This window comes from Arthrobacter sp. B0490, from assembly GCF_002929355.1.
In the GTDB taxonomy this organism is placed as follows: Bacteria; Actinomycetota; Actinomycetes; order Actinomycetales; family Micrococcaceae; genus Arthrobacter_D.
In genome coordinates, this window is record NZ_PJIR01000007.1 from 13,621 (window position 1) to 36,084 (window position 22,464).

The following is a 22,464-nucleotide window of genomic DNA, read 5'->3' on the forward strand; positions in this document are numbered from 1 at the left end:
GCTATATCGTTGGTTCAATGATCCGGTTCATGAAGTTGGCGCGTGCAACGGCCGCGCTGACCACCCCGCTGACGGCGGAAGACTTCCTGGCGCTGTTCAATCCTGTGTACTCCTCGCGCCAGCTCCGCGGCATCGTGACCCGCGTGGCGCATGAGACCGAGGACTCCGCCACGATCTATTTCCGCCCCGGTCACGGCTGGCACGCGCACCAGGCAGGCCAGTGGGCGCGCATCGGCGTCGAGCTCGACGGGGTCCGCCAGTGGCGCTCCTACTCCCTGAGCAACGCGGCCGGGCATGATCCCGCCATCACCGTCAAGGACGCCGGATCGGTGTCCCACGTGCTGGTGCGCGACACCAAGCCGGGCGACGTCCTGTTCCTCGCCCCGCCGCAGGGCGACTTCGTGCTCCCCGAGCATCCGCGGTCCCTGCTCATGCTCACGGCGGGCAGTGGCATCACGCCGGTCATGTCGATGATCCGCACCCTGGTCCCGCGCCGGCCGGACGCCGATGTGGTGCTCATCAACTCCAACAGCACACCGGAGAAGAGCCTGTTCCGCGAGGAGCTGGACGAACTGGCGGACCAGTTCCCCAACCTCACGGTCCGCCACTGGTTCACGAGCGCCCGCGGCCGCCTGCAGTTCACGGCCCAGACCATCGCGGACCTCTGCCCGGACTGGCGCTCGCGTGCAGCCTACGCGTGCGGGCCCGAGGGGTTCCTCAACGATGCCGAGGACCTGTGGCAGCAGGAGGCGGCCGTCGAGCAGGCACGCACCGTCCCGAACGTCACGGCGGGAGCGGAGGCACAGGCAGCGACGGGCACGCTGACCATCGAACGCTTCAGCACCGACCTGACGGCGGGCGCGGGGCACGACGGCGGCCTGGTCACCTTCGAGCAGTCCGACCGCGAGGTGCAGGCGGACGGCGACACCCCGCTGCTCGACATCGGCGAGGACGCGGGCGTCCTCATGCCGAGCGGCTGCCGGATGGGCATCTGCCACAGCTGCCTCATCCCGCTCCGCGCCGGCCAGGTGCGCGACCTCCGCACGGGAGAGCTGCACAACACGCCCGGCCAACTCATCCAGACCTGTGTCTCGGCAGCCGCCGGACCCGTGAACCTCGACCTGTAAACCCCCAACCGGAGGAGCTCCCATGACCACCACTGTGACCCGCCCGGGCGCCCTTGCGGCGTCCGGCCACCCCCTGGTCCGCCCCGACGCCGCAAAGCACCTGACCGACGAGCAGGTCGAGGAGCTCGGCCGCGAACTCGACGCCGTCCGCGACGAGATCCTGGCCAAGCGCGGCAGCGCCGACGCCGCGTACATCCGCCGCGTCATCAAGGTGCAGCGCTCCCTCGAGTTCGCCGGGCGCGGAACGCTCCTGTTCAGCAAGTACAAGCCCGCCTGGTTCGCCGGCACGGCCATGCTGAGCCTCGCCAAGATCCTCGAGAACATGGAGATCGGGCACAACGTGCTGCACGGCCAGTGGGACTGGATGCGCGATCCGGACATCCACTCCACCACCTGGGAGTGGGACTTCGTGACCCCCGCGCGTTCGTGGCAGCACACCCACAACGACCTGCACCACCGCTGGACGAACGTCATCGGCAAGGACAGGGACGTCGGATACAACCTGCTCCGCATGGACCCCGACCAGCCGTGGAAGCCGTTCAACCTCGGCAACCCCCTGTACAACGCGATCCTGGCGCCGGTCTTCGAGTGGGGCATCGCCCTGTACGACCTCGAGATCCCGGAGTACAAGGAGGGCCTGAAGTCCAAGGAAGCCATGAACCGCGACCTCAAGGCCGTGGGTGTCAAGGTCGTCAAGCAGTTCTCGAAGGACTACGCCGCCACGCCTGCCGTCGCGATGCTGACCGGCTCCGGCAAGCAGGCCCTGTACGGGACGCTCGCCGCCAATGCCATCCGCAACTTCTGGGCGCATGCAGTCATCTTCTGCGGTCACTTCCCCGAAGGGACGGACACGTTCACCGAGGAAGAGGTCGAGGGTGAGACCCGCGGCGACTGGTACGTCCGCCAGATGATCGGCTCGGCCAACATCTCCGGTTCGAAGTTCATGCATCTGATGACCGGCAACCTGTCCCACCAGATCGAGCACCACTGCTTCCCCGACCTGCCCTCGAACCGGTACGCCGAGGTCGCGGTCAGGGTCCGCGAGATCTGCACCCGGTACAAGCTCCCCTACACCACGGGCCCGCTGCCCAAGCAGGTCGGTTCCACCTGGGCCAAGATCTTCAAGCTCGCCCTGCCGCCCCGCACGTCGAAGACGGCGACGGCGTAAAGCCCCGAGTACGACAGAGCGCCGCCGTCCCTCCTGGGACGGCGGCGCTCTCTCGTTGACCCTCCTCCTTCCGCGGCAGGAGGCGTCAGACGGCGGCGTCCTCCTCCGCGAGGATCGCGTCCACCTGCCCGAGGGCGCCCTTCAGCCCCTCCTCCATGCCCATCTCCACCATCTGGTCGAGCTGCTCGAGCGATTCGAAGCCGGTGACCAGCGTCATGCGTGTCCGGCCGCCGAGATCCTCGAGCGTGACGACGGCGTGTGTCCGGCCGAGCTCGTCCATGGGCTCGCGGTTCTCGTTCGCGAAGCCGTCGTCGAACGTGAGACGCGTGGGCGCGTCGATGCCGGTGAGGATCCACCAGCCGTGGGCCTTCTCGCCGTCCGGACCCGTCATGTAGTACTCGGCGCGCCCACCGACCACGAAGTCGTAGGTGTCGAACGTCGCCGGCCACGTGGGCGGCCCCCACCACCGTTCGAGCTGGCGGGGATCCTCCCAGATCCGCCAGACCCGCTTGACATCGGCGTCGAACTCGGCGACGAGCCGGAAGTTGAGTTCCTGCGTGTCCTTCTCCGCACTGATGACCGCCATGATGCTGCCTCCCTATGTGCGATCCTCGTCCTGGGCGAGGATCTCCCCGATCCGGTCGACCCGTTGCCGCCAGATCCTCTCGTAGTCGTCGAGCAGGCGGCGGGCCTTCTGCACGCCGTCGACCTCTCCCCGCACGATCTGCTCCCGTCCGCGCTTCTCCTTCGTGACGAGCGATGCCCGCTCGAGCACGGCCACGTGTTTCTGCACGGCGGCGAAACTCATGTCGTACTGCCCGGCGAGTCCGGATACCGAATACTCGGCGACGAGGACGCGCGCCACGATGTCCCTCCGTGTCGCGTCGGCGAGCGCCTGGAACAGGCGGTCCACCTCGTCCTCCCGTATCTGATCTACAACCATGTGGTTGTACATTACGCGCGGTGTCCTCCACCGTCAAGCGCCTCGAGGGATCCTCCGCGCCGGAAGGAAGGACGGACCGGTCGCGAGCAGCACGCCGAGGTGGTGATACCCACCCTCCCGCGGTACCGGACGAGCCCGCGACAGCGTGACACCCGTTATGGCGGCCCCTCCGGGAGCCTGCAAGACTGGGCCCATGACCCGCGGAATCTATGTGAGCGCCATGACCAACGGCTCCGGCAAGTCCCTGATCTCCCTGGGCCTGGCCGACATGCTGCATCGGCACGCCGACCGGGTCGGCTTCTTCCGTCCCATCGTCGAGGGGAGCGACCCCGCCGCCGACCCGATGGTGCTGCTCATGCAGCGGGGCTTCAACCTGCCGGAGAGCCGCGCCCGCGGGGGGCTGACCCGCGCCGAGGCACGCGCCCTGCTCGTGGCCGGCGACCGCGCCGAGATCGACGCCCGCTGCGTCGCCATCTACAGCGAGATCGCTACGGAGTGCGACGTCGTCATCGTCGAGGGCACGGACCTCTCGGGCAACGACGCCGCCGTCGAGTTCGACCTCAACGCGCGCCTCGCCAACAACCTCGGCGCCATGGTGCTCGCCGTGGTCAGCGCCAAGGACATGTCCGTCGACGAGGCCGCCGACGCCGTGGACGTCGCCCGCCGCGAACTCGACGCCGCGAAGGTGTCCCTCCTCGCGATGATGGTCAACCGGGCAGCGGACGACGCCGTCGCCTCCATCAGCGAACACGTGCGGCCCGGGAAATCCGGGCGTCCCGTGTACGTCATCCCGGAACTCGCGGAGATCTCCCAGCCCACCGTCTCCGAGGTGTCGAAGGCGCTCGGGGCACGCCAGATCGCCGGCAACTCCAACCTCGAGCGCGACGTGACGAGCGTCCGCGTGGCCGCCATGAACGTGGGCAACTTCCTGCACCTGCTGAAGGACGGCGCCCTCGTGATCGTCCCCGGTGACCGCGCCGACGTGCATGTGGCGACCCTCGCGTCGTCCTTCTCGCCCGAGTTCCCGGTGCCGTCGGGCATGGTGCTGACCGGCGGGCTCGCCCCCGAACCCAGCATCCTCGCCCTGCTCGCCCAGGCCCCGTTCCCGGTCTTCGCGCTCGACGACGACACCTATACGGCGGCACGCCGTGTCAGCGAGGTGCGGGGCGAGATCGCCAGCGGACTGCGCCGCAAGGCCGCAGCCGCCCTGGGCGCCTGGTCGCGGCAGGTGGACGAGAACGAACTGCTGGAGCGCCTCGAACTCCCCCGGCCGGTCAGCATGACCCCGCTGCGCTTCCTGCACGAGCTGATCCAGCGGGCGCGGGCCGAGCGCCGGCACATCGTGCTCCCGGAAGGAGAGGACGTCCGCGTACTCAAGGCCGCCGAGATCCTGCACCGCCGCGACGTCTGCGACCTCACGGTCCTCGGCCCCGAGGCCCGCGTGCGCGAACTCGCCTCGGGGCAGGGCATCGACCTCACCGGGATCACCCTCATCGACCCCGCGACGTCGGAGCTGCGCGACGAGTTCGCGACCGAATACGCCCGGCTCCGCGCCCACAAGAACGTCTCGCTCGACCAGGCCCGCGAGCGCATGCTCGAAGGGGCATACTTCGGGACCATGATGGTGCAGCTCGGGAAGGTGGACGGCATGGTGTCGGGAGCGGCCCACACCACGGCGAACACCATCCGGCCCGCGCTCGAGTTCGTGAAGACGAAGGACGGCGCGAAGATCGTCTCGTCGGTGTTCCTCATGCTCCTGCAGGATCGCGTCCTCGTGTACGGGGACTGCGCGGTCAACCCGGATCCGAACGACGAGCAGCTCGCGGACATCGCCGTGGCCTCCGCGGAGACAGCCGCGCAGTTCGGGGTGGAACCCCGCATCGCGATGCTCTCCTACTCCACGGGCGAGTCGGGCTCCGGCGGGGCCGTCGACGAGGTGCGCCGCGCCACGGAGATCGTGCGCCGGCAGCGCCCCGACCTCGCCGTCGAGGGGCCCATCCAGTACGACGCCGCCGTCGACGCCTCCGTGGCGGCCTCCAAGCTCCCCGGCTCCACGGTGGCCGGTCAGGCGACGGTGTTCATCTTCCCGGACCTCAACACCGGCAACAACACCTACAAGGCGGTCCAGCAGTCGGCCGGCGCGGTCGCCGTCGGACCCGTCCTGCAGGGCCTCCGCAAACCGGTCAACGACCTCTCGCGCGGCTGCACCGTGGAGGACATCGTCAACACGGTGGCCATCACCGCCGTCCAGGCGCAGCAGCCCGCGTCCTGACCCCCCGACCTCCCCGCCTCCCCCGCCTCCTCTCCGACAGGACCCCATGATCATCCTCGTCATCAACTCCGGCTCATCCTCGCTCAAGTACCAGGTGCGGGAGGGCGACGACGTCCTGGCGGAGGGACTGGTGGAACGTATCGGCGAGGCCGACGTCCCCGACCACGCCGCCGCCCTGGACCGCGTGGACGGCGAGGTCGCGGCAGCGCTCGGGGACCGCCGGATCGACGCCGTCGGGCACCGCGTGGTGCACGGCGGCGAGCGTTTCAGCGAGCCCGTGCTCATCGACAACGAGATCACGCGGGCCATCGAGCGCCTCAACCCGCTCGCGCCCCTCCACAACCCCGCGGCCGTCACCGGCATCCGGGCCATCACCGAGAAGTGGCCGTCCATGCCGCAGGTGGCCGTGTTCGACACCGCGTTCCACCGGACCCTGCCCGAGCACGCCTGGCGCTACGCCGTGCCGGACGAGCTGTACCGGAGGTTCGGCATCCGCCGCTACGGCTTCCACGGCACCTCCCACGCCTGGGTGGCACGTGGGGCCGCCGGACTGCTCGGCGCCGACACGTTCACGGGCGTGATCGCGCACCTCGGCAACGGCGCCTCCGTCACGGCCGTGCGCGACGGCGAGAGTATCGACACGTCGATGGGCTTCACACCCCTCGAGGGCCTGGTCATGGGGACCCGCTCGGGTGACATCGATCCGTCCATCCTGCTGTTCCTGCTGCGCGAGGGGTACTCGGAACAGGATCTCGACACGCTCCTGAACCGCAGCAGCGGGCTGAAGGGCCTCGCGGGCACCAATGACATGCGCTCGGTCACCGAGGCCGCGGACAGGGGCGAGGACCGCGCGCGGACCGCCATCGAGGTGGCCTCCTACCGGCTCGCCAAGTACGTGGGCGGGTACCACGTGGCCGTGGGCGGGGCGCAGGCGCTCGTCTTCACCGCGGGCATCGGCGAGAACGCGGCCGCCTTCCGATCCGCCGTCGTCGCCAGACTGGGCGCACTGGGCCTGGACCTCGACGAGGGGAAGAACGCCGAACGCAGCAAGGAGGCCCGCGTCATCAGCTCCGAGGGGTCCGCCTTCCCCGTCCTCGTGGTGCCGACCGACGAGGAGGCGGCGATCGCGGAGGCGACAGCCGCCGTCGTCGACGCCTCCTGAGCGGGCCCGGGACGCCCTCCGAGGCGGGCGAACGCGTCCTGGTCAGGGCAGCGCCCCGACGCCGCGCACCCTAGATCGTCTCCCAGGACCAGTTCGACACGAGGGCGGTCACCCCGAGCTCACGCAGCCGCCGGTTCCCGAGCAGGCTGTCGTCGAAGCGTGCCCCGCCGCACCACGCGCCCACGCGGGGTGCACGGCCGGCAAGGCGGGTGAGCCGGTGCACGACGTCGGTGACCTCGGAGGTCACCGTGGCCGGGGTGATCTCGTCCGCCATGCGGTGGGTGAGTGTATGGAAGCCCAGTGCGTGCTTCCGGGCCAACCGGATCAGCTCGTCGTCGCCCAGCGTGCCGGCACGGTCGTCCTCGACCTCGACGGCGATGGGCAGGATCACGACAGGGAGGCCGAGCCGTTCGCAGATCGGGACGATCATCCCTGCCGCGTCCTCGTACCCGTCGAACAGGAGGACGACGACCCGCCGGCGGGAGTCCCCGCTGTCGCCGGCCAGCAGATCCCGCAGCCTCGCGAGCTTGTTCAACCGCCGGTCCACGGCCTCGAGGTGGTCCGGTGAGACGTCGTGGAAGTTCAGGGCCACGAGCGGGATCGCCCGGAGCTCGTCCCGGGACCACCCGGCGCCCTCACTCCCGAGCAGGGATTCCCCGAGGACGCTCTGCAGGACGTAGGCCTCGTACGTGAACGGCGCGGGCCGTCGGAGCGGCTCCGGGAGCGGGTCCAGGGCGCCCGGGATCAAGGTGGACGGGTCCGCCCCGGCCGCGACGGCGGCGTCGTCCAGGAGGACCACCGACGCTCCCCCGGGTCGTTCACCCTGGTCGAGGATGTAGCTCTCGAGCTCGTCCTCGCTCTGTCCCGTGCTCATCGCACCGTCGGAATCGCCGGAGCCGCCGCGTTCGTCGGACGCACTACTGCTCCCCGAGGACGAGCCGGGCGGTATGCCGGCCGGGCTCACGGTACAGCGGCAGCAGCCCGGCCGCCACGGCGTCGACGGCGTCCCGGTCCAGCCACGCCGGCCCGCCGAGCCGCTCGACGGCCTCGGGCGTCAGGATCACCTCGCGCCAGCCCCCACCCTCGGGCCGCCGGCCCACGCACGCGAGATCGTCGCGACCGTCGTCGACGAGCCTCCGCACACCAGCCTCGCCGATCCGGGAGTAGGCGACGGTCTCGACCTCGGTCCCGGGCACCACGACCTTGACCGCCCGCGCTTCGCCGTCATCGGTCGATCCGGGAGGAGTCAGGTCGGCGACGAGGACCTCGAGCCCGTGCTCGGCCATGATCGCCGCCGGATCGGCAGCCGGGCTGGTCGGCAGGTCGCCGAACCGCACGGCGGACCGGCGGGAGAACAGCGTGGCGTCCAGGCGCGCCCACACGGCCGCCTCCTGTTCCGGGCCGGCGGTCAGCCAGCCCACTGTCGCGTCGAGCACGCGCGGCTCCTCGGCGGTGGGATCCACGGCGGACAGCGCGTCGTCCAGGTAGTCCGCCGGCGCGACACGTCGGACCGCGGCCAGGGGACCGTGCATGAATGCTTTGCGGGCACGGGCCGACGCGAACTCGAGCACCGCCTTGCGCAACGCAACGTCCCGGTCGGGATGCGCGGCCTCGCCGCAGGCCGTCGCGACGACGAGATCGTCGCCGGGCGCGTGCCCGACGACGTACAGATCGGGTATGCCACGGTCGGTCGAGGCGATCTTCACCAGCACCTCCACCCCGGCTGCGCGGAGTGCTCCGAGCGCCTGGCGGGTCTCGGCGTCCCCGTCGTCCGGGCCGAGCTCGACCACGGCGCCGCGGTCGAACGCCCGGAACGTGAGGCCGTTGCCGTCGCGCTGGAGGATCTCGAGGACGCCGTGGACGACGGCCTGCCGCAGGCTCGTCCCCGCGCCCATCCCGTTCGCGACGGGCATCAGCAGTCGCTCGCCCGTATCCCGACCGTCGAGCTCCGAGGGACTGCTCGCGACGAGATCGACCGGTACGAGCACGGTCTCCTCGTCGAGCTCGAGGGTCGGCACGCCGTGGGGATCGGAACCGCCCGCGCCCCGGGCGGCGAGGGCACGGCGCATCGGCACCCAGGTCAGGACCATGTCGTCGGAATAGGGGGAGCCCACCGGCAGCCCCAGGGTCCGCGGGTCGGCGACTCCCGCTGCGCCGCGACGACGTCGGAGTTCACCGTACGACGCCGTCGTCCGTCCGAGGCGCGCGAACGCCAGAAGGGAGAAGGCGCTCTCGACCGTCTCACCCAGGGCGCCGACGCGCGCCTGCGCCGCCGACGGACCGTAACCGACGCCGCCGAGAGCCGCCCCCGCACCCCGCCACCAGGTCGCCCACGTCGGTACACCGGTCCGGTCGAGGCCGTCGATCGCGAACTGCGCGCGCAGCCCCGGCAGCGCGGCTTCATAGGCCCCCGCAGCCGCCGCCAGCGCCGCCTCGGCCGGCCGCGAGGTCCCGCTCCTGTGCATCATGCCCCCAGTGAAGCACACGCCCCGCCGGTCCTTCCCGGGCGGCGACGGCGCTCCGGCAGACTGGAGCCATGACGATCCTGCGCATCGCCCTCCTGTTCGTCCTGGCCGCCCTCGCGGAGATCGGTGGGGCGTGGCTCATCTGGCAGGCCGTGCGCGAAGGGAAGCCGTGGTGGTGGGCGGGGCTCGGCGTCGTGGCGCTCGGTGCCTACGGGTTCGTGGCGACGCTGCAGGCGGACGCGAACTTCGGCCGGATCCTCGCCGCGTACGGGGGCATCTTCGTGGCGGGATCGCTGGCGTGGGGCGTCCTCGTCGACGGCTTCCGGCCCGACCGCTGGGACGTGCTCGGCTCGGCGGTGTGCCTCGTCGGCGTCGGACTGATCATGTTCGTGCCGCGCACGACGGCGTGAGCGCGGTCTACGCCGCCCCGAGCAGTCGCGCCAGCCCGGCCGCGAGCGCACCCACGGCGACGACGACGAGGAACGGCGCCCGCAGGCGGAGCGCGACGGCGGCGGCCACGAGGGCCACGAGGCGGGCGTCGACGACGAGGGCCCGACCCGAGGCGAACGTGTTGACGGCCGTCAGTGCCGCGAGCAGGCCGATGGTCAGGGATCCCGCGACGCGCAGCATCCTCGGGTTGTCGAGCAGTTTCGCGGGCACGAGGTAGCCCGCGAACTTCGTGGCGACCGACACGGCGCACGCCAGCAGGATCCAGCCCCAGAGGTTCATGGGTCCTTCCGTGCCGGGCCGGAGGGGTACGGCTCGACGTCGGGCTCCAGCCCCTCGGTGACCGGTCCGAGACCGGCGAGCCCGAGGACCGCTGCGACCACCGCCGCGATGAGGATCGGGACGCCCGCGGGCACGAACGGCACGGCGAGGAGCGTCACCACGGCGCAGGCGACGGCGATGGCAGCCGGCTCCTTCGTGCGGATCCGGGGCCAGAGCAGCCCGAGGAACGCGGCGACGGCGGCGCCGTCGAGCCCCCAGCGGGCGGGGTCGCCCATGGCGTTGCCCGCGAGCGCGCCGACGAGCGTGAACAGGTTCCATAGCACGAACACGCCGATCCCCGCCGCCCAGAATCCGCGCCGCTGCTCGTCGGGATCGGCCTGGCCGGTGGCCGTGGCCACCGATTCGTCGATGGTGAGGTGCGCGGCAGGCAGCCTCTTCCAGCGGGAGGGACGCAGCAGGACGTTGATCTGCATGCCGTAGACGCCGTTGCGGATACCGAGGAGCGCGGCCGCCGACATCGCGGAGATGCCGCTGCCTCCGCCCGCGATGACGCCGATGAAGGCGAACTGGGAGCCGCCGCTGAACAGCAGGAGGCTCAGTGCCATGGTCTGGAGGAGGTCGAGCCCCGCGGTGACGGACAGTGCGCCGAAGGACAGTCCGTACAGTCCGGTGGCGATCGCCACGGAGAGGGCGATGCGGACCGCCGGGGATTGGAGAAGCACCACCTCCCAAGCGTAGGCGAGGCGATACCCGGCTTCCCATCTGTGTCGAAGGGGTGAATAGTAGGAAAGGAAAGCCTACTTACTACCCGGAGGAGAACACCATGAAGGCAGTGACATGGCAGGGCAGGCGCAACGTCAGCGTGGAGAACGTCCCGGACCCCCGGATCCAGGAGCCCACGGATGCGATCGTCCGCATCACCTCGACCGCCATCTGCGGTTCGGACCTGCATCTGTACGAGGTCCTCGGCCCGTACATGCACAAGGGTGACATCCTCGGGCACGAGCCGATGGGCATCGTCGAGGAGGTCGGCGCAGGAGTGACCAACCTGAAGGTGGGCGACCGGGTCGTCATCCCCTTCAACATCTCCTGCGGTTTCTGCTTCATGTGCACCCGTGGCCTGCAGTCGCAGTGCGAGACCACCCAGGTCCACGCGAAGGGATCGGGAGCTTCGCTGTTCGGCTTCTCCGAGCTGTACGGCTCCGTCCCGGGCGGTCAGGCCGAGTTCCTCCGTGTGCCGTTCGCCGACTACGGTCCCGTGAAGGTAGGTCACGAACTTCCCGACGAGCGCTACCTCTACCTCTCGGACATCCTGCCCACGGCCTGGCAGGGCGTGAACTACGCGGACGTCCCCGACGGCGGCGTCCTCGCGGTCTACGGCCTCGGCCCGGTCGGCCAGTTCGCCGCGCGGATCGGCAAGTACCTCGGCCACCGCGTCATCGCCGTCGAACCCGTGCCGGACCGCCGCGACATGGCGAAGCGCCACGGCATCGAGACCATCGACTTCACGAAGGACACGGCCGAGGAACTCCGCAGCATGACGAACGGCCGCGGCCCGGACGCGATCGTCGACGCCGTCGGCATGGAGGCGCACGGCTCTCCGGTCGGTGCCTTCGCGCAGAACGCCGTCGGCGTCCTGCCGGACAAGCTCGCGCAGAAGGTCATGGAGACCGGCGGCAGCGACCGCGTGGCGGTCCTCCACTCAGCGATGGACGCCGTCCGCCGCGGCGGCACCGTCTCGCTCAGCGGCGTCTACGGCGGCTCGGCCACCCCCATGCCGCTGATGAGCATGTTCGACAAGCAGGTCCAGTTCCGCATGGGCCAGTGCAACGTGCGCCGCTGGACGGACGAGCTGCTGCCGATCGTCGAGGAGGCCTCGGACCCGCTGGGCGTCACGGACCTCATGACGCACGAGGTCTCGATCGACGAGGCCCCGGCCGCCTACAAGAACTTCCAGAAGAAGACGGACGGCACCATCAAGGTGGTCCTGAAGCCGCAGGGCGTCACGGCCTAGCACCGGGAGGACCCCCGGCGACGAGGGGTCCTCGGCGATGGCCCGGGACTACTCCCGGGCCATCGCCTCGTAGGGACCGGCCTCGCTGCTGACCGGCTGCAGCGCGTCGGCGGCCCGCACCAGGGCCAGATGCGAGAAGGCCTGCGGGAAGTTGCCCGCCATCCGGTTGTTCTCGGCGTCGTACTCCTCGGACAGGAGGCCGAGCTCGTTGGAGTAGCCCACCAGCTGGTCCATGAGCCGCTTAGCATCGTCCCGGCGGCCGCTGTGCGCGTACTGCTCGACGAGCCAGAAGGAGCAGGCGAGGAAGGGGTGCTCGCCGGGCTCGAGCCCGTCGTCGGAGTTGCCGGTACGGTAGCGCAGCAGCAGCCCCTGGGCGTTCACGAGGTCCCGTTCCATCTGCTGCACGGTGCCGAGCATCATGGGGTCGTCGTAGGAGAGGAAGCCCACCTGCGGGAGCTGCAGCAGGGAGGCATCCACCTCGGTCCCGCCGTAGACCTGCGTGAACGCGTTCAGCTCGCGGTTGAAGCCGCGAGCCAGGATCTCCTCGCGCAGCCGGTCCCGCAGCGACACCCAGTGCTTCATCGGTCCGGGCAGCCCGTGGTCGCGCACCGCACGGACGGCGCAGTCGAAGGCCGCCCACATCATGACGCGGGAGTGCGTGAAGTGCTGCGGGTTGCCCCGCATCTCCCAGATGCCGTGGTCGAGGTCGTCGAGGTGCTTCTCCGCGAAGCCGAGCAGCGCGCGCTGCAGGGGCCAGGAGAAATGGTCCTCGGTGACGCCCTGACCGCGCATCTTCTCCAGCGCCACCATGACCTCGCCGACCACGTCGGCCTGGTACTGGTCCACGGCACCGTTGCCGATGCGCACCGGCAGGGAATCCGCGTAGCCGGGGAGGTGGCCGAGCTCCCGCTCGGGCAGGTGCCGCTCGCCCGCGACCCCGTACATGATCTGCAGGTCCTCGGGATCACCGGCGACCGCCCGGAGCAGCCAGTGGCGCCATCCCAGCGCCTCCTCGGCGAACCCGTGGGTCATCATGGCCTCGAGCGTCAGCGCAGCGTCCCGCAGCCAGCAGTACCGGTAGTCCCAGTTGCGGCCGCCGCCGAACTCCTCGGGCAGCGACGTCGTCGGGGCCGCCACGATGCCGTCCGTGTCCTCGTGGGTGAGGGCGCGCAGCACGAGCATCGAGCGCTGTACCGCGTCCGAGTACTCTCCGTCCCCGACGATGCTGGCACCCCAGGCACGCCAGTAGCTGATCGTGGCGTCGAGCGCGTCATCGACGTCGAGTCCCTGAGGAGTGTCGCGGTGCGACGGATACCAGAGCAGTTCCAGGTCGACGACGGCGCCTTCGGTCACCTCGAACGTGCCCTCGTGGCGGTGGTTGCTCGCTCGGAGCCGCGGTCCGCGCAGCGCCAGCGCGTCGGGTCCCGCGATGGCGAGGAGCACCGGGACCCCGTCGTCCGTCCCCTGGGTGACCCAGGGGAGGACGTCGCCGTAGCCGAAGCGGATCTCCAGTTCCTGGTGGAGGGTGACGGTTCCGCGCAGGCCCTGGATGCGCCGCACCACATTGGCCCGGCGGTCGGTGACCGGCATGAAGTCCGTGACCAGCACCTCGCCGTCGGGGGTCCTCCAGTGGGTCTGGAGGACGAAGGTCGAGTCGATGTAGCTGCGGTCCACCACCTCGGCCTCGGGGTGCGGCGGGGCGACCAGCCAGCGGCCGTGGTCGGGCGTGCCGAGCATGGCGGCGAAGACCGAGTCGGAGTCGAACCGGGGGAAGCAGAGCCAGTCCACGCTGCCGCTCCTGGAAACCAGTGCACCCGTGTGGAGGTCTGACAGGAGCGCGTAATCCTCGATCGGCGATTGCATCTTCTTACTCAACCACAGCGGCCCCGCAAGGTCGTACGGCTACTGCCCGTTGCCCTTCAGCGCGAGCCTGATCCGCGCCGGATAGTCCGACGTCATCTCCTGCACCCCGAGCCCGGCGAGGAAGCGGGCGTCCTCCGCGGTGTTCACCGTCCAGGCACGCACGCGCACCCCTGCCTGGATCCATTGGCGCACCCGATCGGGGTGGTCGCGCACGTACTCGACGCCGGGACCTGCGATGCCGACCTCCTGGGCGTCGATCAGCTCCTCGCCCTCCTTCAGCGCCCTCTGCAGGACCGCGATCAGGGCGCCCTCCGCGATCGAACCGAAGCGCAGTGCGTCGCGGACCTCCTGGGGCTCGACGTCCGCGACCAGCTGGCACAGCATATGGTGCGGGGCCGACTCGGCGAGCTGACGCATGGAGTCCGGGTTGAAGCTCATGAAACTGATCTCGATGGTGTCCAGCATCGACGATTCCGGGTCCCACCCCTCATCCATGAGGAAGGCGATCAGGGCCTCCTCGAGACGCAGCCCGAACGGACTCGGGTGCTTCAGCTCGATGGCGAGGCGGATCGGCCGGCCGGCAGCACGCAGGAGGACCAGCAGGTCGGTGAGGGTGAGGAACTGCCCGCCGGCGTCGCCGTAGGCGGAGGGGATGCCCACACCCTTCCAGGAGGACACGTCGAGCGTCCTCAGTTCGTCCACGGTGCGGTCGGCCACGTCCCCGGAGCCGCTCGTCGTGCGGTCCAGCGTGGTGTCGTGGATGCACACCAGGTGTCCGTCACGGCTCAGGTGCACGTCGCATTCCACGCCGTCGACGCCGTCCGCGAGGGCCTGCAGGTAGGCGGCGCGGGTGTGCTCGGCGTAGGTTCCGCTGCTACCGCGGTGGGCGAAGATCACAGGGGGCACGGAGCAGCCCTTTCCGTCGTCGGTGGTGTGCGTATCACGGTACGTGACCCCGCCGGCGGCGCACCATCGGCCCGCCGTCCTCCTCGTCCGGGAGGACGGCCTCGATAGACTCGGAAGGGTGAACGCTCAGATGACCGGTACCGACACCGAGCGGGCCGAGGCCCTCCGCCGCATGAAGCTGCTGGCGACAGCACTGCTCGGGGTGATGGCCGCCATCTTCCTCGTGGCCTTCGCACTGCAGGACACCTACCCGTGGCTCGAATACGTGCGGGCGGCCGCCGAGGGTGGCATGGTGGGCGCCCTGGCCGACTGGTTCGCCGTCACGGCCCTCTTCAAGCACCCGATGGGCATCAAGATCCCGCACACCGCGATCATCCCCCGCAAGAAGGACCAGATCGGGGAATCACTCGGGCAGTTCGTGGAGGAGAACTTCCTGTCCGAGGACGTGGTGCGCGCCAAGCTGGACTCCGCGCGGATCGCCCAGAAGGCCGGTGCCTGGCTCGAGAAACCCGAGAGCGCGGACCGGGTGGCCATCGAGGGTGCCGCCCTGATCCGCGGCATGTTCACGGTCCTGAACGACGACGCCGTGCAGGGCGTGATCGAGTCCATGGTCCGCAAGCACCTGCTGGATCCGCCATGGGGCCCGCCGATCGGTGGCATCGCCGAGCGCATCTTCGCCGAAGGGCACCACCACCAGCTCGTGGACCTGCTCGTCGACCGGGCCGGTGACTGGGTCGACGCGAACTACGCGGTGGTCACGCGCGTCGTGGCGCAGCGCTCCCCCACCTGGGTGCCGCGCCTGGTCGACGGCGTCGTGGGCGACCGCGTGCACGCCGAACTGTCCAAGTTCATCCGCGCCGTCCAGGACGACCCGCGGCACGACGTGCGCCTCGCCATCGACAAGTACCTGCGGGACCTCGCGCAGGACCTCCAGCACAAGCCCGAGACGATCGCGAAGGCCGAGGAGATCAAGGGGCAGCTGCTCGACGACCCGCGTGTGCGGGACCTCACCGCACGCACCTGGGCCACCATCAAGAACGCCCTGCTCGAGGCCGTCAACGACCCCGAGAGCGAACTGACGTCCAAGTTCAAGGCTGCCGTGCGCGACTTCGGGTCCCGCCTGACGAGCGACGCCGAACTGGCGGGGAAGGTCAACCGCTGGATCGCCGACGGCGCCTCCTACGCGGTGCGGACCTATCGCAGCGAGATCGCCGGCGTCATCTCCGAGACGGTGGGCCGCTGGGACGCCGAGGAGACGTCCCGCAAGATCGAACTGCAGGTCGGCAAGGACCTGCAGTTCATCCGCATCAACGGCACCGTGGTCGGGTCGCTGGCCGGGCTGCTGATCTTCGCGCTCGCGAACGCGATCTTCGGCTAGGCCCGCTTCTGCCGCGCTCCGGGATCGGGGAGCTGCAGCACGTCGGCCAGGTCGCCGGGGATGGTCTGCGGCAGCGGGCCGAACGCCTCGCGGGTGGTCTTGATGACGCCCTTGCCCATGAGGTGGTTGCCCGTCCCGCCGATCACGGCACCCGCGCCGAAGGGCAGGGCCCGCCCGAGCATGAACCCGCCCTGCTTGGCGAGGAACTTCTTCAGGAAGCGCCGCTGGATGGACCCGGTGACGGTCTTCACGAGCGAGGGGGGCGCCGACTTGTTGACGAGCTGCCCCCAGTACTGGGGCGCACCCTGCCCGGCCGAGGCGCCGAGGATGGAGCGGATCAGCGCCGTGCCCTCCTCACCCATGAGGATGGCCATCACCATCGCCCGGGACCGCTCGGGGTCCTGCGTGTTGACGCCGTGCAGTTCGGCGACGGATTCGGCGTACAGGGCGGTGGCCTCGAGGAAACCGACCGTCGCGGCGGCCGAGAGCCCGAGGGACGCCAGGGTGCCGACGGCGGGCACTGCGGCGGTCGCGCCCACGGCGGCGCCGGCCAGCGTGGTCGCGCGCAGGTAGTCACGCTCGAGCAGACGTGCCAGCTCGGCGGGGGATGCGTCAGGGTAGCGACGGCGCAGCCGGTTCAGATTCGAGAGGATCAGCGGCCGCTGCACATCCAGGGCCCGCTCGATGCCGCGGAGGATCGCGGGCTTGGGGTTGCCGTCCTTGTCGAACAGCGTCCCGTTGGCAGCCTTGACTGCCGGGTTCTCCTTGTTTCGGCCGAACATCGTGGTCCTTTCCGCGGGTGGATCGACGTGCACCTGGAATCGAGTCTAGGTGGGGTGCGCCGTGTCGGGTCGGCGTTCTGCTGGTGGCGCAGAGCCGTATCTGCAGGGTCGGGGTAACAGCAAAGGGCGCCACCGCTGTCGGTGACGCCCTTGCTCAGCTGTACCCCCTGGTGCAGCTGATGCCTGGAACTAGACGCGCGAGCCGCGGCGCTTCGTGACGGCGCCGTAGATGGCGAGCACGATCAGCGCGCCGAGGACGGCGAACAGGATGGACTGCCATGAGAACGTGCTGCCCATGTTGATGCCGAGGAGGCTGCCGCCGATGAATCCGCCGAGGAACGCGCCGACAACGCCGAGCAGCATGGTGATGATGATGCCTCCACCCTGCTTACCGGGCAGGATCAGCTTGGCGAGGGCGCCTGCGATGAGGCCGAGGATGAGGAAAGCGATGAAACTCATTAGATGCTCCTTTGAGTGATTTTCAGTGGCCTGCCCGAGGGCGGCTCACTGCCTGATAGTCCGATGCACCGTAGTGCAGCTTCGCCCAACTGTACTTCATCAGCATGCTTAGGGTGCAATCCTAGCACCCCGTTAATCCTGCTTATCAAGACCCGAGCGCGGATCTTTTCCGAACCGTTGCGCGGGCCCCGCCACCGAACGTCGGACGTCCAGATCCCTGCCGTGACGCGTAACACACCCTAGGCTGTGCTTCAGCGGCGCCGCATCGGGAGGAAGTGGCACAGGACCTTAACCGCTGGGGAATTCTCCCGAAACACTTGTCAGGACAACCCGAAGGAGTTCTTGTTATGCGAATCGGTTCATCGATTTTTCTTATTGCACTGGGTGCAATTCTTGCTTTCGCCATTCAGGCGGATGTCATCAGCATCGTCGACATCAACCTGGTGGGCTACATCCTCATGGCGGTCGGCGTGCTCGGCCTCGTCGCCTCCCTCCTCCTGGCGGCGCCCCGCCGGCAGAACAGGGTATCGGAGTCGCGGTCCCTCGTCGATCCCGCCACGGGGGAGACCATCACGCGTCGGGAGACGCGCGATACGGGCCTCTAGGACCGGACTGCAGCACCGAAGGGCTGGAGCATTGCTCCGGCCCTTCGGCATCTGCGGTTGTTTTTGACCCGCCGCCCGATGTGCTTGACGTCACACCCGAAACGGGGATAGAGTCACTCAAACAAACACAAAGCCACATCCTGCCGGTGTAGACGGGCAGCAGACAACGGAGTCGCCATGTTCGCGGAAGAGCGCTATCGACAGATCAGCAGCCTCGTCTCCGCCGACGGGCGTGTCACGGTGGCCGGCCTCTCCTCACGTTTCGGCATCACCAAGGAGACGGTCCGCCGTGACCTCGCGCTCCTCGAGAACGACGGCGTCCTGCGCCGTGTACACGGGGGCGCCATCGCCGGTAGCGGCGCGACCACCCACGAGCCGAGCCTCCTGAGCCGCTCCACCCAGCACTCGCCCGAGAAGAAGCGCATCGCCGAGGCCGCACTCTCCCTCACCCCCGAGACCGGAGCCGTGGTGCTCGATGCCGGCAGCACCACGGGCGGCCTGGCCGAGCTGCTGGTCGACGAGGCGCGGCCGGGGCTCTCGGTCGTGACCCACTCCGTTCCCATCGCGGCACTCGTCTCCGGCGCCGGCCTCAGCGTCGAACTCGTCGGCGGCCGCGTGCGCGCACTGACGAGCGCGGCCGTGGGCAGCAGCACCGTGGCGCACTTCGCCCGCCTGCGCGCCGATATCGCCTTCATCGGTGCCAACGGGATCAGCCCGGGCTTCGGCCTCAGCACTCCCGACGTCGACGAGGCGGCCGTGAAGACCGCCATCGTCCGCTCCGCCCGGCGCGTAGTGCTCCTGGCGGACTCGTCGAAGTTCGACGAGGAGACCCTGATCAGCTTCGCCACCCTGGAGGATATCGATGCACTCATCACCGACCGCGCACCGCGCAGCGGCCTCGCGGCAGCCCTCGCCGACGCCGATGTGGAGGTGATCGTGGCATGATCCTGACCCTCACCGCGAACCCCAGCATCGACCGCACCGTCGACCTCAGCGCGCCGCTCCTGCGCGGCGCCGTCCAGCGCGCCACGCACGTGGTGCAGGAAGCGGGAGGCAAGGGCGTGAACGTCAGCCGGGCCCTGGCCATGTCCGGCACCCGCACGCTCGCCGTCCTCCCGGGCGACGACGACGATCCCGTGCTCACCGGCCTGCGCTCGGTGTCCGTCCCGTTCCGGAACCTGCCGATCGGCGCGTCCCTCCGCATCAACACGGCCATCACCGAGCCCGACGGCACGACGACGAAGATCAACGAGCCCGGACCGGAGCTCTCGCCCGAGCGCCTGGAGGACCTCCTCGCCGTCGTCGTCGCCGAGAGCGACGGCGCGGACTGGCTGGTCCTCGCCGGGTCCCTGCCGCCGGGTGTCCCCCCGACCTTCTACACGCGGGTCACGGCGGCCGTCCGGGAGACCTACGGGTCCTCCGCCCCGCGCGTGGCGATCGACTCCTCCGGCGAGCCCCTCCTCGAGGCCGCCGGGGGCGTCCCGGCACCCGATCTGCTCAAACCCAATGCGGAGGAACTCAGTGAACTCACCGGGATCGGGTCCGGTGACGAGCTGGAGCAGGACTTCGAACTGGCCGCCAAGGCCTGCGCGGTGCTCATCACCGCGGGGGTCGGTGCTGTCCTGGCGACCCTTGGCTCCAAGGGCGCCCTGCTCGTGACGAACGCGGGAGCCTGGCACGCCGTGCACCCGCCCGTCACGGCGCGTTCCACGGTCGGCGCAGGAGACTCCGCGCTGGCCGGTTACCTGCTGGCGCACAGTGCAGGCGAACTCCCCGAGAACTGCCTGCGCCAGGCCGTCGCCCACGGATCGGCGGCCGCCGCCCTACCGGGCTCCACCGTTCCATCCCTCGACCAGACGACGCCCGCCGTCGTCGTGGTCACACCCCTCATGGTCACGCTGCCCGTGATCGAACCAAGCGCTACCGGACCCCTCGCAGGGTCCCTCGCACAGGAGGAAATCTGATGTCCGATCTCATCACTCCGGAGCTTGTGACTCTGGACAAGGACCTGGGGACCGAGAGGTCCACGGTGATCCGCTACCTCGCGGAGCAGGTCGCCGCCCAGGGCCGCTCCACGGAGGTCGACGGCCTGTACGCCGACGCCCTCGCCCGGGAGAACAAGACCTCCACGGGTGTCCCCGGAGGCATCGCCATCCCGCACTGCCGTTCCACGGCGGTCTCCGACGCCACCCTCGTCATGGCCCGGCTCGCGCCGGCCGTGGACTTCGGCGCGAAGGACGGCCCGGCGGATCTCGTCTTCTTCATCGCGGCACCCGACGGCGCCGACCAGGAGCACCTCAAGCTGCTCTCCAAGCTCGCGCGGTCGCTCATCAAGAAGGACTTCACCGCTGCGCTCCGTGCCGCACGGACGCCGGACGACGTCGTCGCGCTGGTCAACGGCGCGCTCGGCCTCGGGGACGCCCCGACGGCCGGCGGCGCGGGAGCGCACACCGCCGGCGCAGCCGGGACCGCCGAAACTGCCGCCGGAGCACGGACGAACGAGGCCGCGGCGACGCTCGGCACCTCGCCCGGCGGGACCGACACCACGGGGCCCGCCGTCGAGCACGGCCGGTCCACGGAGACCCGGGTGCGCCGCCTCGTCGCCGTGACGGCCTGCCCCACCGGCATCGCCCACACCTACATGGCGGCCGACTCGCTCGTCGCGGCCGCCAAGGAGCGCGGCATCGACCTGCAGGTCGAGACGCAGGGCTCCTCCGGCGCCACGCCGCTGGACCCCGCCGTCATCGCGGCCGCCGACGCCGTCATCTTCGCCGTCGACGTGGACGTCCGCGACAAGCAGCGGTTCGCCGGCCTGCCGGTGATCAGCTCGCCCGTCAAGCGCGGCATCGACGAGCCCGGCGAGATGGTCGAGGAGGCCGTCGCGGCCGCCCAGAACCCCAACGCCCGCAGGGTCGCCGGCACCGCTGGTGGCGGTGAGCAGACGGACGACGACGGCGGCAGGGACAGCGTCGGCAGCACCCTGAAGCGCGCGCTCCTCACGGGTGTCAGCTACATGATCCCCTTCGTCGCCGGCGGCGGCCTGCTGATCGCCCTCGGCTTCCTGCTCGGTGGATACCTCATCACCGAGACCGCCGACGCCGTGGTCCTCGAGAACAGCCTCGGGAACCTGCCGGCAGGAGGGCTGGGCGAATACCTCGGGGCCGTGGCCTTCAAGATCGGCCAGTTGTCGCTCGGGTTCCTGGTCCCCGCCCTCGCCGGCTACATCGCGTACGCGCTGGCCGACCGGCCCGGCATCGCACCCGGCTTCGTCGCGGGCGCCGTCGCCGGCTTCATGGGTGCAGGCTTCCTCGGCGGCATCGTCGGCGGCCTGCTCGCAGGGTACGTCGCCATGATGATCGGGCGCCTCTCCGTGCCGCGCTGGCTGCGCAGCCTGATGCCCGTGGTCATCATCCCGCTCGTGGCGTCCATCGTGGCGTCCGGCCTGATGTTCCTCGTGCTCGGCGGCCCGATCGCCGCGATCACCGTCGGGCTCAACAACTGGCTGTCCGGGCTGACCGGCACGGCGGCGGTGGGGCTCGGCGTGATCCTCGGACTCATGATGGCCGTCGACCTCGGCGGCCCGGTCAACAAGGTCGCCTACTCCTTCGCCGTCGCCGGCCTCGGGGCCGCGACGCTCGACAACCCGGCGCCGCTGCAGATCATGGCGGCCGTGATGGCGGCCGGCATGGTCCCGCCGCTCGCCATGGCCCTGGCCACCCTGATCGACCGCCGTCGCTTCACGGAACCGGAGCGCGAGAACGGCAAGGCCGCCTGGCTGCTGGGCGCGGCGTTCATCTCCGAGGGCGCGATCCCCTTCGCAGCGGCGGACCCGCTGCGCGTCATCCCGGCGTCCCTCCTGGGCTCTGCGGTCACCGGCGCGATCGTCATGGGGACCGGCGTCACCTCGCAGGCCCCGCACGGCGGCCTCTTCGTCTTCTTCGCCATCGGGAACTTCCCGATGTTCCTGGTCGCGATCCTGGTGGGGACGGTCGTCTCGGCCCTGGCCGTCATCGCCCTGAAGCGGTACGCCACCAGCAAGAAGAACACTCCCGTCGCGGAGCCGGTTGCAGCCTGACCCCCGGTCCGGTTGGCTGTACCTGAACCCATTCACGAAAGAAGGAGCACATCATGGCAGAACGCAAGGCAACCGTGGCGAGTCGCGTGGGACTGCACGCCCGTCCGGCCTCCATCTTCGCGGAGGCCGCCGGTGAACTCCCCCTCGAGGTCACCATCGCGATGGACGGCGAGCCCGCCGAGGAGGCGATGGACGCCTCGAGCATCCTCTCCCTCATGAGCCTCGGTGCCTCCCACGGCGACGTCATCGTCCTGCGGGCCGAGGGCGACGGTGCCGAGGACGCACTCGAGGCCCTCGCGCGCATCATCGAGACGGACCACGACGCCGAGTAGCACTCCCCACGACGAAGGGCGCCACCCGCTGACTCCAGCGGATGGCGCCCTTCGTCGTGGAAGTGCTCAAGAACAGATAGGTGGGTCCACCCGTTCTAATGGACTCACCTATCTGCCGGGTAACATCCGCTCACCCCCCACGGAAAGCGGCAGTTACATAATCATTATTTTGGCACACGATCAT

Annotated in this window: 22 protein-coding genes; 12 read left to right on the forward strand and 10 right to left on the reverse strand. The window is 70.0% G+C overall.

Annotated elements, in window-relative coordinates; translation table 11 throughout:
• The first annotated feature begins 17 nt into the window (after positions 1–17).
• Together CXQ97_RS11835 and CXQ97_RS11840 are read left to right on the forward strand one after the other, a co-directional pair.
• Positions 18–1,127: a ferredoxin reductase gene (locus CXQ97_RS11835; protein ID WP_104181074.1), complete on the forward strand. Its 1,110-nt coding sequence runs from the start codon at positions 18–20 to the stop codon at positions 1,125–1,127.
• Positions 1,128–1,149: 22 nt separating this feature from the next.
• The gene (locus CXQ97_RS11840) at positions 1,150–2,295 is read left to right on the forward strand and encodes an acyl-CoA desaturase (protein ID WP_104181075.1); all 1,146 of its coding nucleotides are present in this window, start codon (positions 1,150–1,152) and stop codon (positions 2,293–2,295) included.
• An 85-nt stretch (positions 2,296–2,380) separates the two neighbouring features.
• Here the strand turns inward: CXQ97_RS11840 and CXQ97_RS11845 are convergent, their stop codons facing one another.
• Together CXQ97_RS11845 and CXQ97_RS11850 are read right to left on the reverse strand one after the other, a co-directional pair.
• Positions 2,381–2,881 (reverse strand): SRPBCC domain-containing protein, encoded by a 501-nt coding sequence (locus tag CXQ97_RS11845; RefSeq protein ID WP_104181076.1) that lies wholly within the window; start codon positions 2,879–2,881, stop codon positions 2,381–2,383.
• A gap of 12 nt (positions 2,882–2,893) precedes the next feature.
• Positions 2,894–3,238, reverse strand: coding sequence for a metalloregulator ArsR/SmtB family transcription factor (locus tag CXQ97_RS11850; protein ID WP_104181230.1), 345 nt, complete (start codon positions 3,236–3,238; stop codon positions 2,894–2,896).
• A 193-nt stretch (positions 3,239–3,431) separates the two neighbouring features.
• Here CXQ97_RS11850 and pta point away from each other — a divergent pair, with 193 nt between their 5' ends.
• Both pta and CXQ97_RS11860 read left to right on the forward strand, forming a co-directional pair.
• Positions 3,432–5,510: a phosphate acetyltransferase gene (gene pta, locus CXQ97_RS11855; protein WP_104181077.1), complete on the forward strand. Its 2,079-nt coding sequence runs from the start codon at positions 3,432–3,434 to the stop codon at positions 5,508–5,510.
• A gap of 46 nt (positions 5,511–5,556) precedes the next feature.
• Positions 5,557–6,672, forward strand: a complete 1,116-nt coding sequence (locus tag CXQ97_RS11860) for an acetate/propionate family kinase (RefSeq protein WP_104181078.1) — start codon at positions 5,557–5,559, stop codon at positions 6,670–6,672.
• A 70-nt stretch (positions 6,673–6,742) separates the two neighbouring features.
• Here the strand turns inward: CXQ97_RS11860 and CXQ97_RS11865 are convergent, their stop codons facing one another.
• Positions 6,743–7,546 carry a polysaccharide deacetylase family protein gene (locus CXQ97_RS11865; protein ID WP_104181079.1) on the reverse strand — a complete coding sequence of 268 codons (804 nt, stop codon included), beginning with the start codon at positions 7,544–7,546 and terminating at the stop codon, positions 6,743–6,745.
• 43 nt (positions 7,547–7,589) lie between these two features.
• Entirely contained in the window at positions 7,590–9,140 is a 1,551-nt protein-coding gene (locus CXQ97_RS11870; RefSeq protein ID WP_104181080.1) for a YcaO-like family protein, read from the reverse strand.
• A gap of 68 nt (positions 9,141–9,208) precedes the next feature.
• Here CXQ97_RS11870 and CXQ97_RS11875 point away from each other — a divergent pair, with 68 nt between their 5' ends.
• The gene (locus CXQ97_RS11875; RefSeq protein WP_104181081.1) at positions 9,209–9,547 is read left to right on the forward strand and encodes a YnfA family protein; all 339 of its coding nucleotides are present in this window, start codon (positions 9,209–9,211) and stop codon (positions 9,545–9,547) included.
• Between the two features lie 7 nt (positions 9,548–9,554).
• Here CXQ97_RS11875 and CXQ97_RS11880 read toward each other — a convergent pair whose 3' ends face one another.
• Both CXQ97_RS11880 and CXQ97_RS11885 read right to left on the reverse strand, forming a co-directional pair.
• Positions 9,555–9,866, reverse strand: coding sequence for an AzlD domain-containing protein (locus tag CXQ97_RS11880; RefSeq protein ID WP_104181082.1), 312 nt, complete (start codon positions 9,864–9,866; stop codon positions 9,555–9,557).
• Positions 9,863–10,591, reverse strand: a complete 729-nt coding sequence (locus CXQ97_RS11885; protein ID WP_104181083.1) for an AzlC family ABC transporter permease — start codon at positions 10,589–10,591, stop codon at positions 9,863–9,865. The genes CXQ97_RS11880 and CXQ97_RS11885 overlap by 4 nt, the downstream gene beginning before the upstream one ends.
• Positions 10,592–10,689: 98 nt before the next feature.
• On the opposite strand from CXQ97_RS11885, the gene CXQ97_RS11890 reads away from it, so the two are divergent.
• On the forward strand, positions 10,690–11,880 hold the full coding sequence (locus tag CXQ97_RS11890; protein ID WP_104181084.1) for a zinc-dependent alcohol dehydrogenase: 1,191 nt from the start codon (positions 10,690–10,692) through the stop codon (positions 11,878–11,880).
• 48 nt (positions 11,881–11,928) lie between these two features.
• On the opposite strand, the gene CXQ97_RS11895 is transcribed toward CXQ97_RS11890, so the two are convergent.
• Positions 11,929–13,761, reverse strand: a complete 1,833-nt coding sequence (locus CXQ97_RS11895; RefSeq protein WP_306739944.1) for a glycoside hydrolase family 15 protein — start codon at positions 13,759–13,761, stop codon at positions 11,929–11,931.
• Positions 13,762–13,782: 21 nt separating this feature from the next.
• The gene (locus CXQ97_RS11900) at positions 13,783–14,649 is read right to left on the reverse strand and encodes a glycerophosphodiester phosphodiesterase family protein (protein ID WP_104181086.1); all 867 of its coding nucleotides are present in this window, start codon (positions 14,647–14,649) and stop codon (positions 13,783–13,785) included.
• Positions 14,650–14,779: 130 nt separating this feature from the next.
• On the opposite strand from CXQ97_RS11900, the gene CXQ97_RS11905 reads away from it, so the two are divergent.
• Entirely contained in the window at positions 14,780–16,027 is a 1,248-nt protein-coding gene (locus tag CXQ97_RS11905; protein WP_104181087.1) for a DUF445 domain-containing protein, read from the forward strand.
• Here the strand turns inward: CXQ97_RS11905 and CXQ97_RS11910 are convergent.
• Positions 16,024–16,809: a hypothetical protein gene (locus CXQ97_RS11910; protein WP_104181088.1), complete on the reverse strand. Its 786-nt coding sequence runs from the start codon at positions 16,807–16,809 to the stop codon at positions 16,024–16,026. The two genes, CXQ97_RS11905 and CXQ97_RS11910, sit on opposite strands and share 4 nt — an antisense overlap.
• A gap of 189 nt (positions 16,810–16,998) precedes the next feature.
• Positions 16,999–17,268 (reverse strand): GlsB/YeaQ/YmgE family stress response membrane protein, encoded by a 270-nt coding sequence (locus tag CXQ97_RS11915; RefSeq protein WP_104181089.1) that lies wholly within the window; start codon positions 17,266–17,268, stop codon positions 16,999–17,001.
• Between the two features lie 347 nt (positions 17,269–17,615).
• Between CXQ97_RS11915 and CXQ97_RS11920 the strand changes: the two genes are divergently transcribed.
• The 5 genes from CXQ97_RS11920 (at position 17,616) to CXQ97_RS11940 (ending at position 22,280) form a co-directional block, all read left to right on the forward strand.
• Complete coding sequence (locus tag CXQ97_RS11920) at positions 17,616–17,873, forward strand: DUF6458 family protein (protein WP_104181090.1); 258 nt, start codon at positions 17,616–17,618, stop codon at positions 17,871–17,873.
• A gap of 177 nt (positions 17,874–18,050) precedes the next feature.
• Entirely contained in the window at positions 18,051–18,818 is a 768-nt protein-coding gene (locus CXQ97_RS11925) for a DeoR/GlpR family DNA-binding transcription regulator (RefSeq protein ID WP_104181091.1), read from the forward strand.
• The gene (locus CXQ97_RS11930) at positions 18,815–19,837 is read left to right on the forward strand and encodes a 1-phosphofructokinase family hexose kinase (protein WP_104181092.1); all 1,023 of its coding nucleotides are present in this window, start codon (positions 18,815–18,817) and stop codon (positions 19,835–19,837) included. The genes CXQ97_RS11925 and CXQ97_RS11930 overlap by 4 nt, the downstream gene beginning before the upstream one ends.
• Entirely contained in the window at positions 19,837–21,948 is a 2,112-nt protein-coding gene (locus CXQ97_RS11935; protein WP_104181093.1) for a fructose-specific PTS transporter subunit EIIC, read from the forward strand. Before CXQ97_RS11930 ends, CXQ97_RS11935 begins: the two co-directional genes overlap by 1 nt.
• A gap of 53 nt (positions 21,949–22,001) precedes the next feature.
• Positions 22,002–22,280: an HPr family phosphocarrier protein gene (locus CXQ97_RS11940; RefSeq protein WP_104181094.1), complete on the forward strand. Its 279-nt coding sequence runs from the start codon at positions 22,002–22,004 to the stop codon at positions 22,278–22,280.
• Positions 22,281–22,464: the final 184 nt, after the last annotated feature.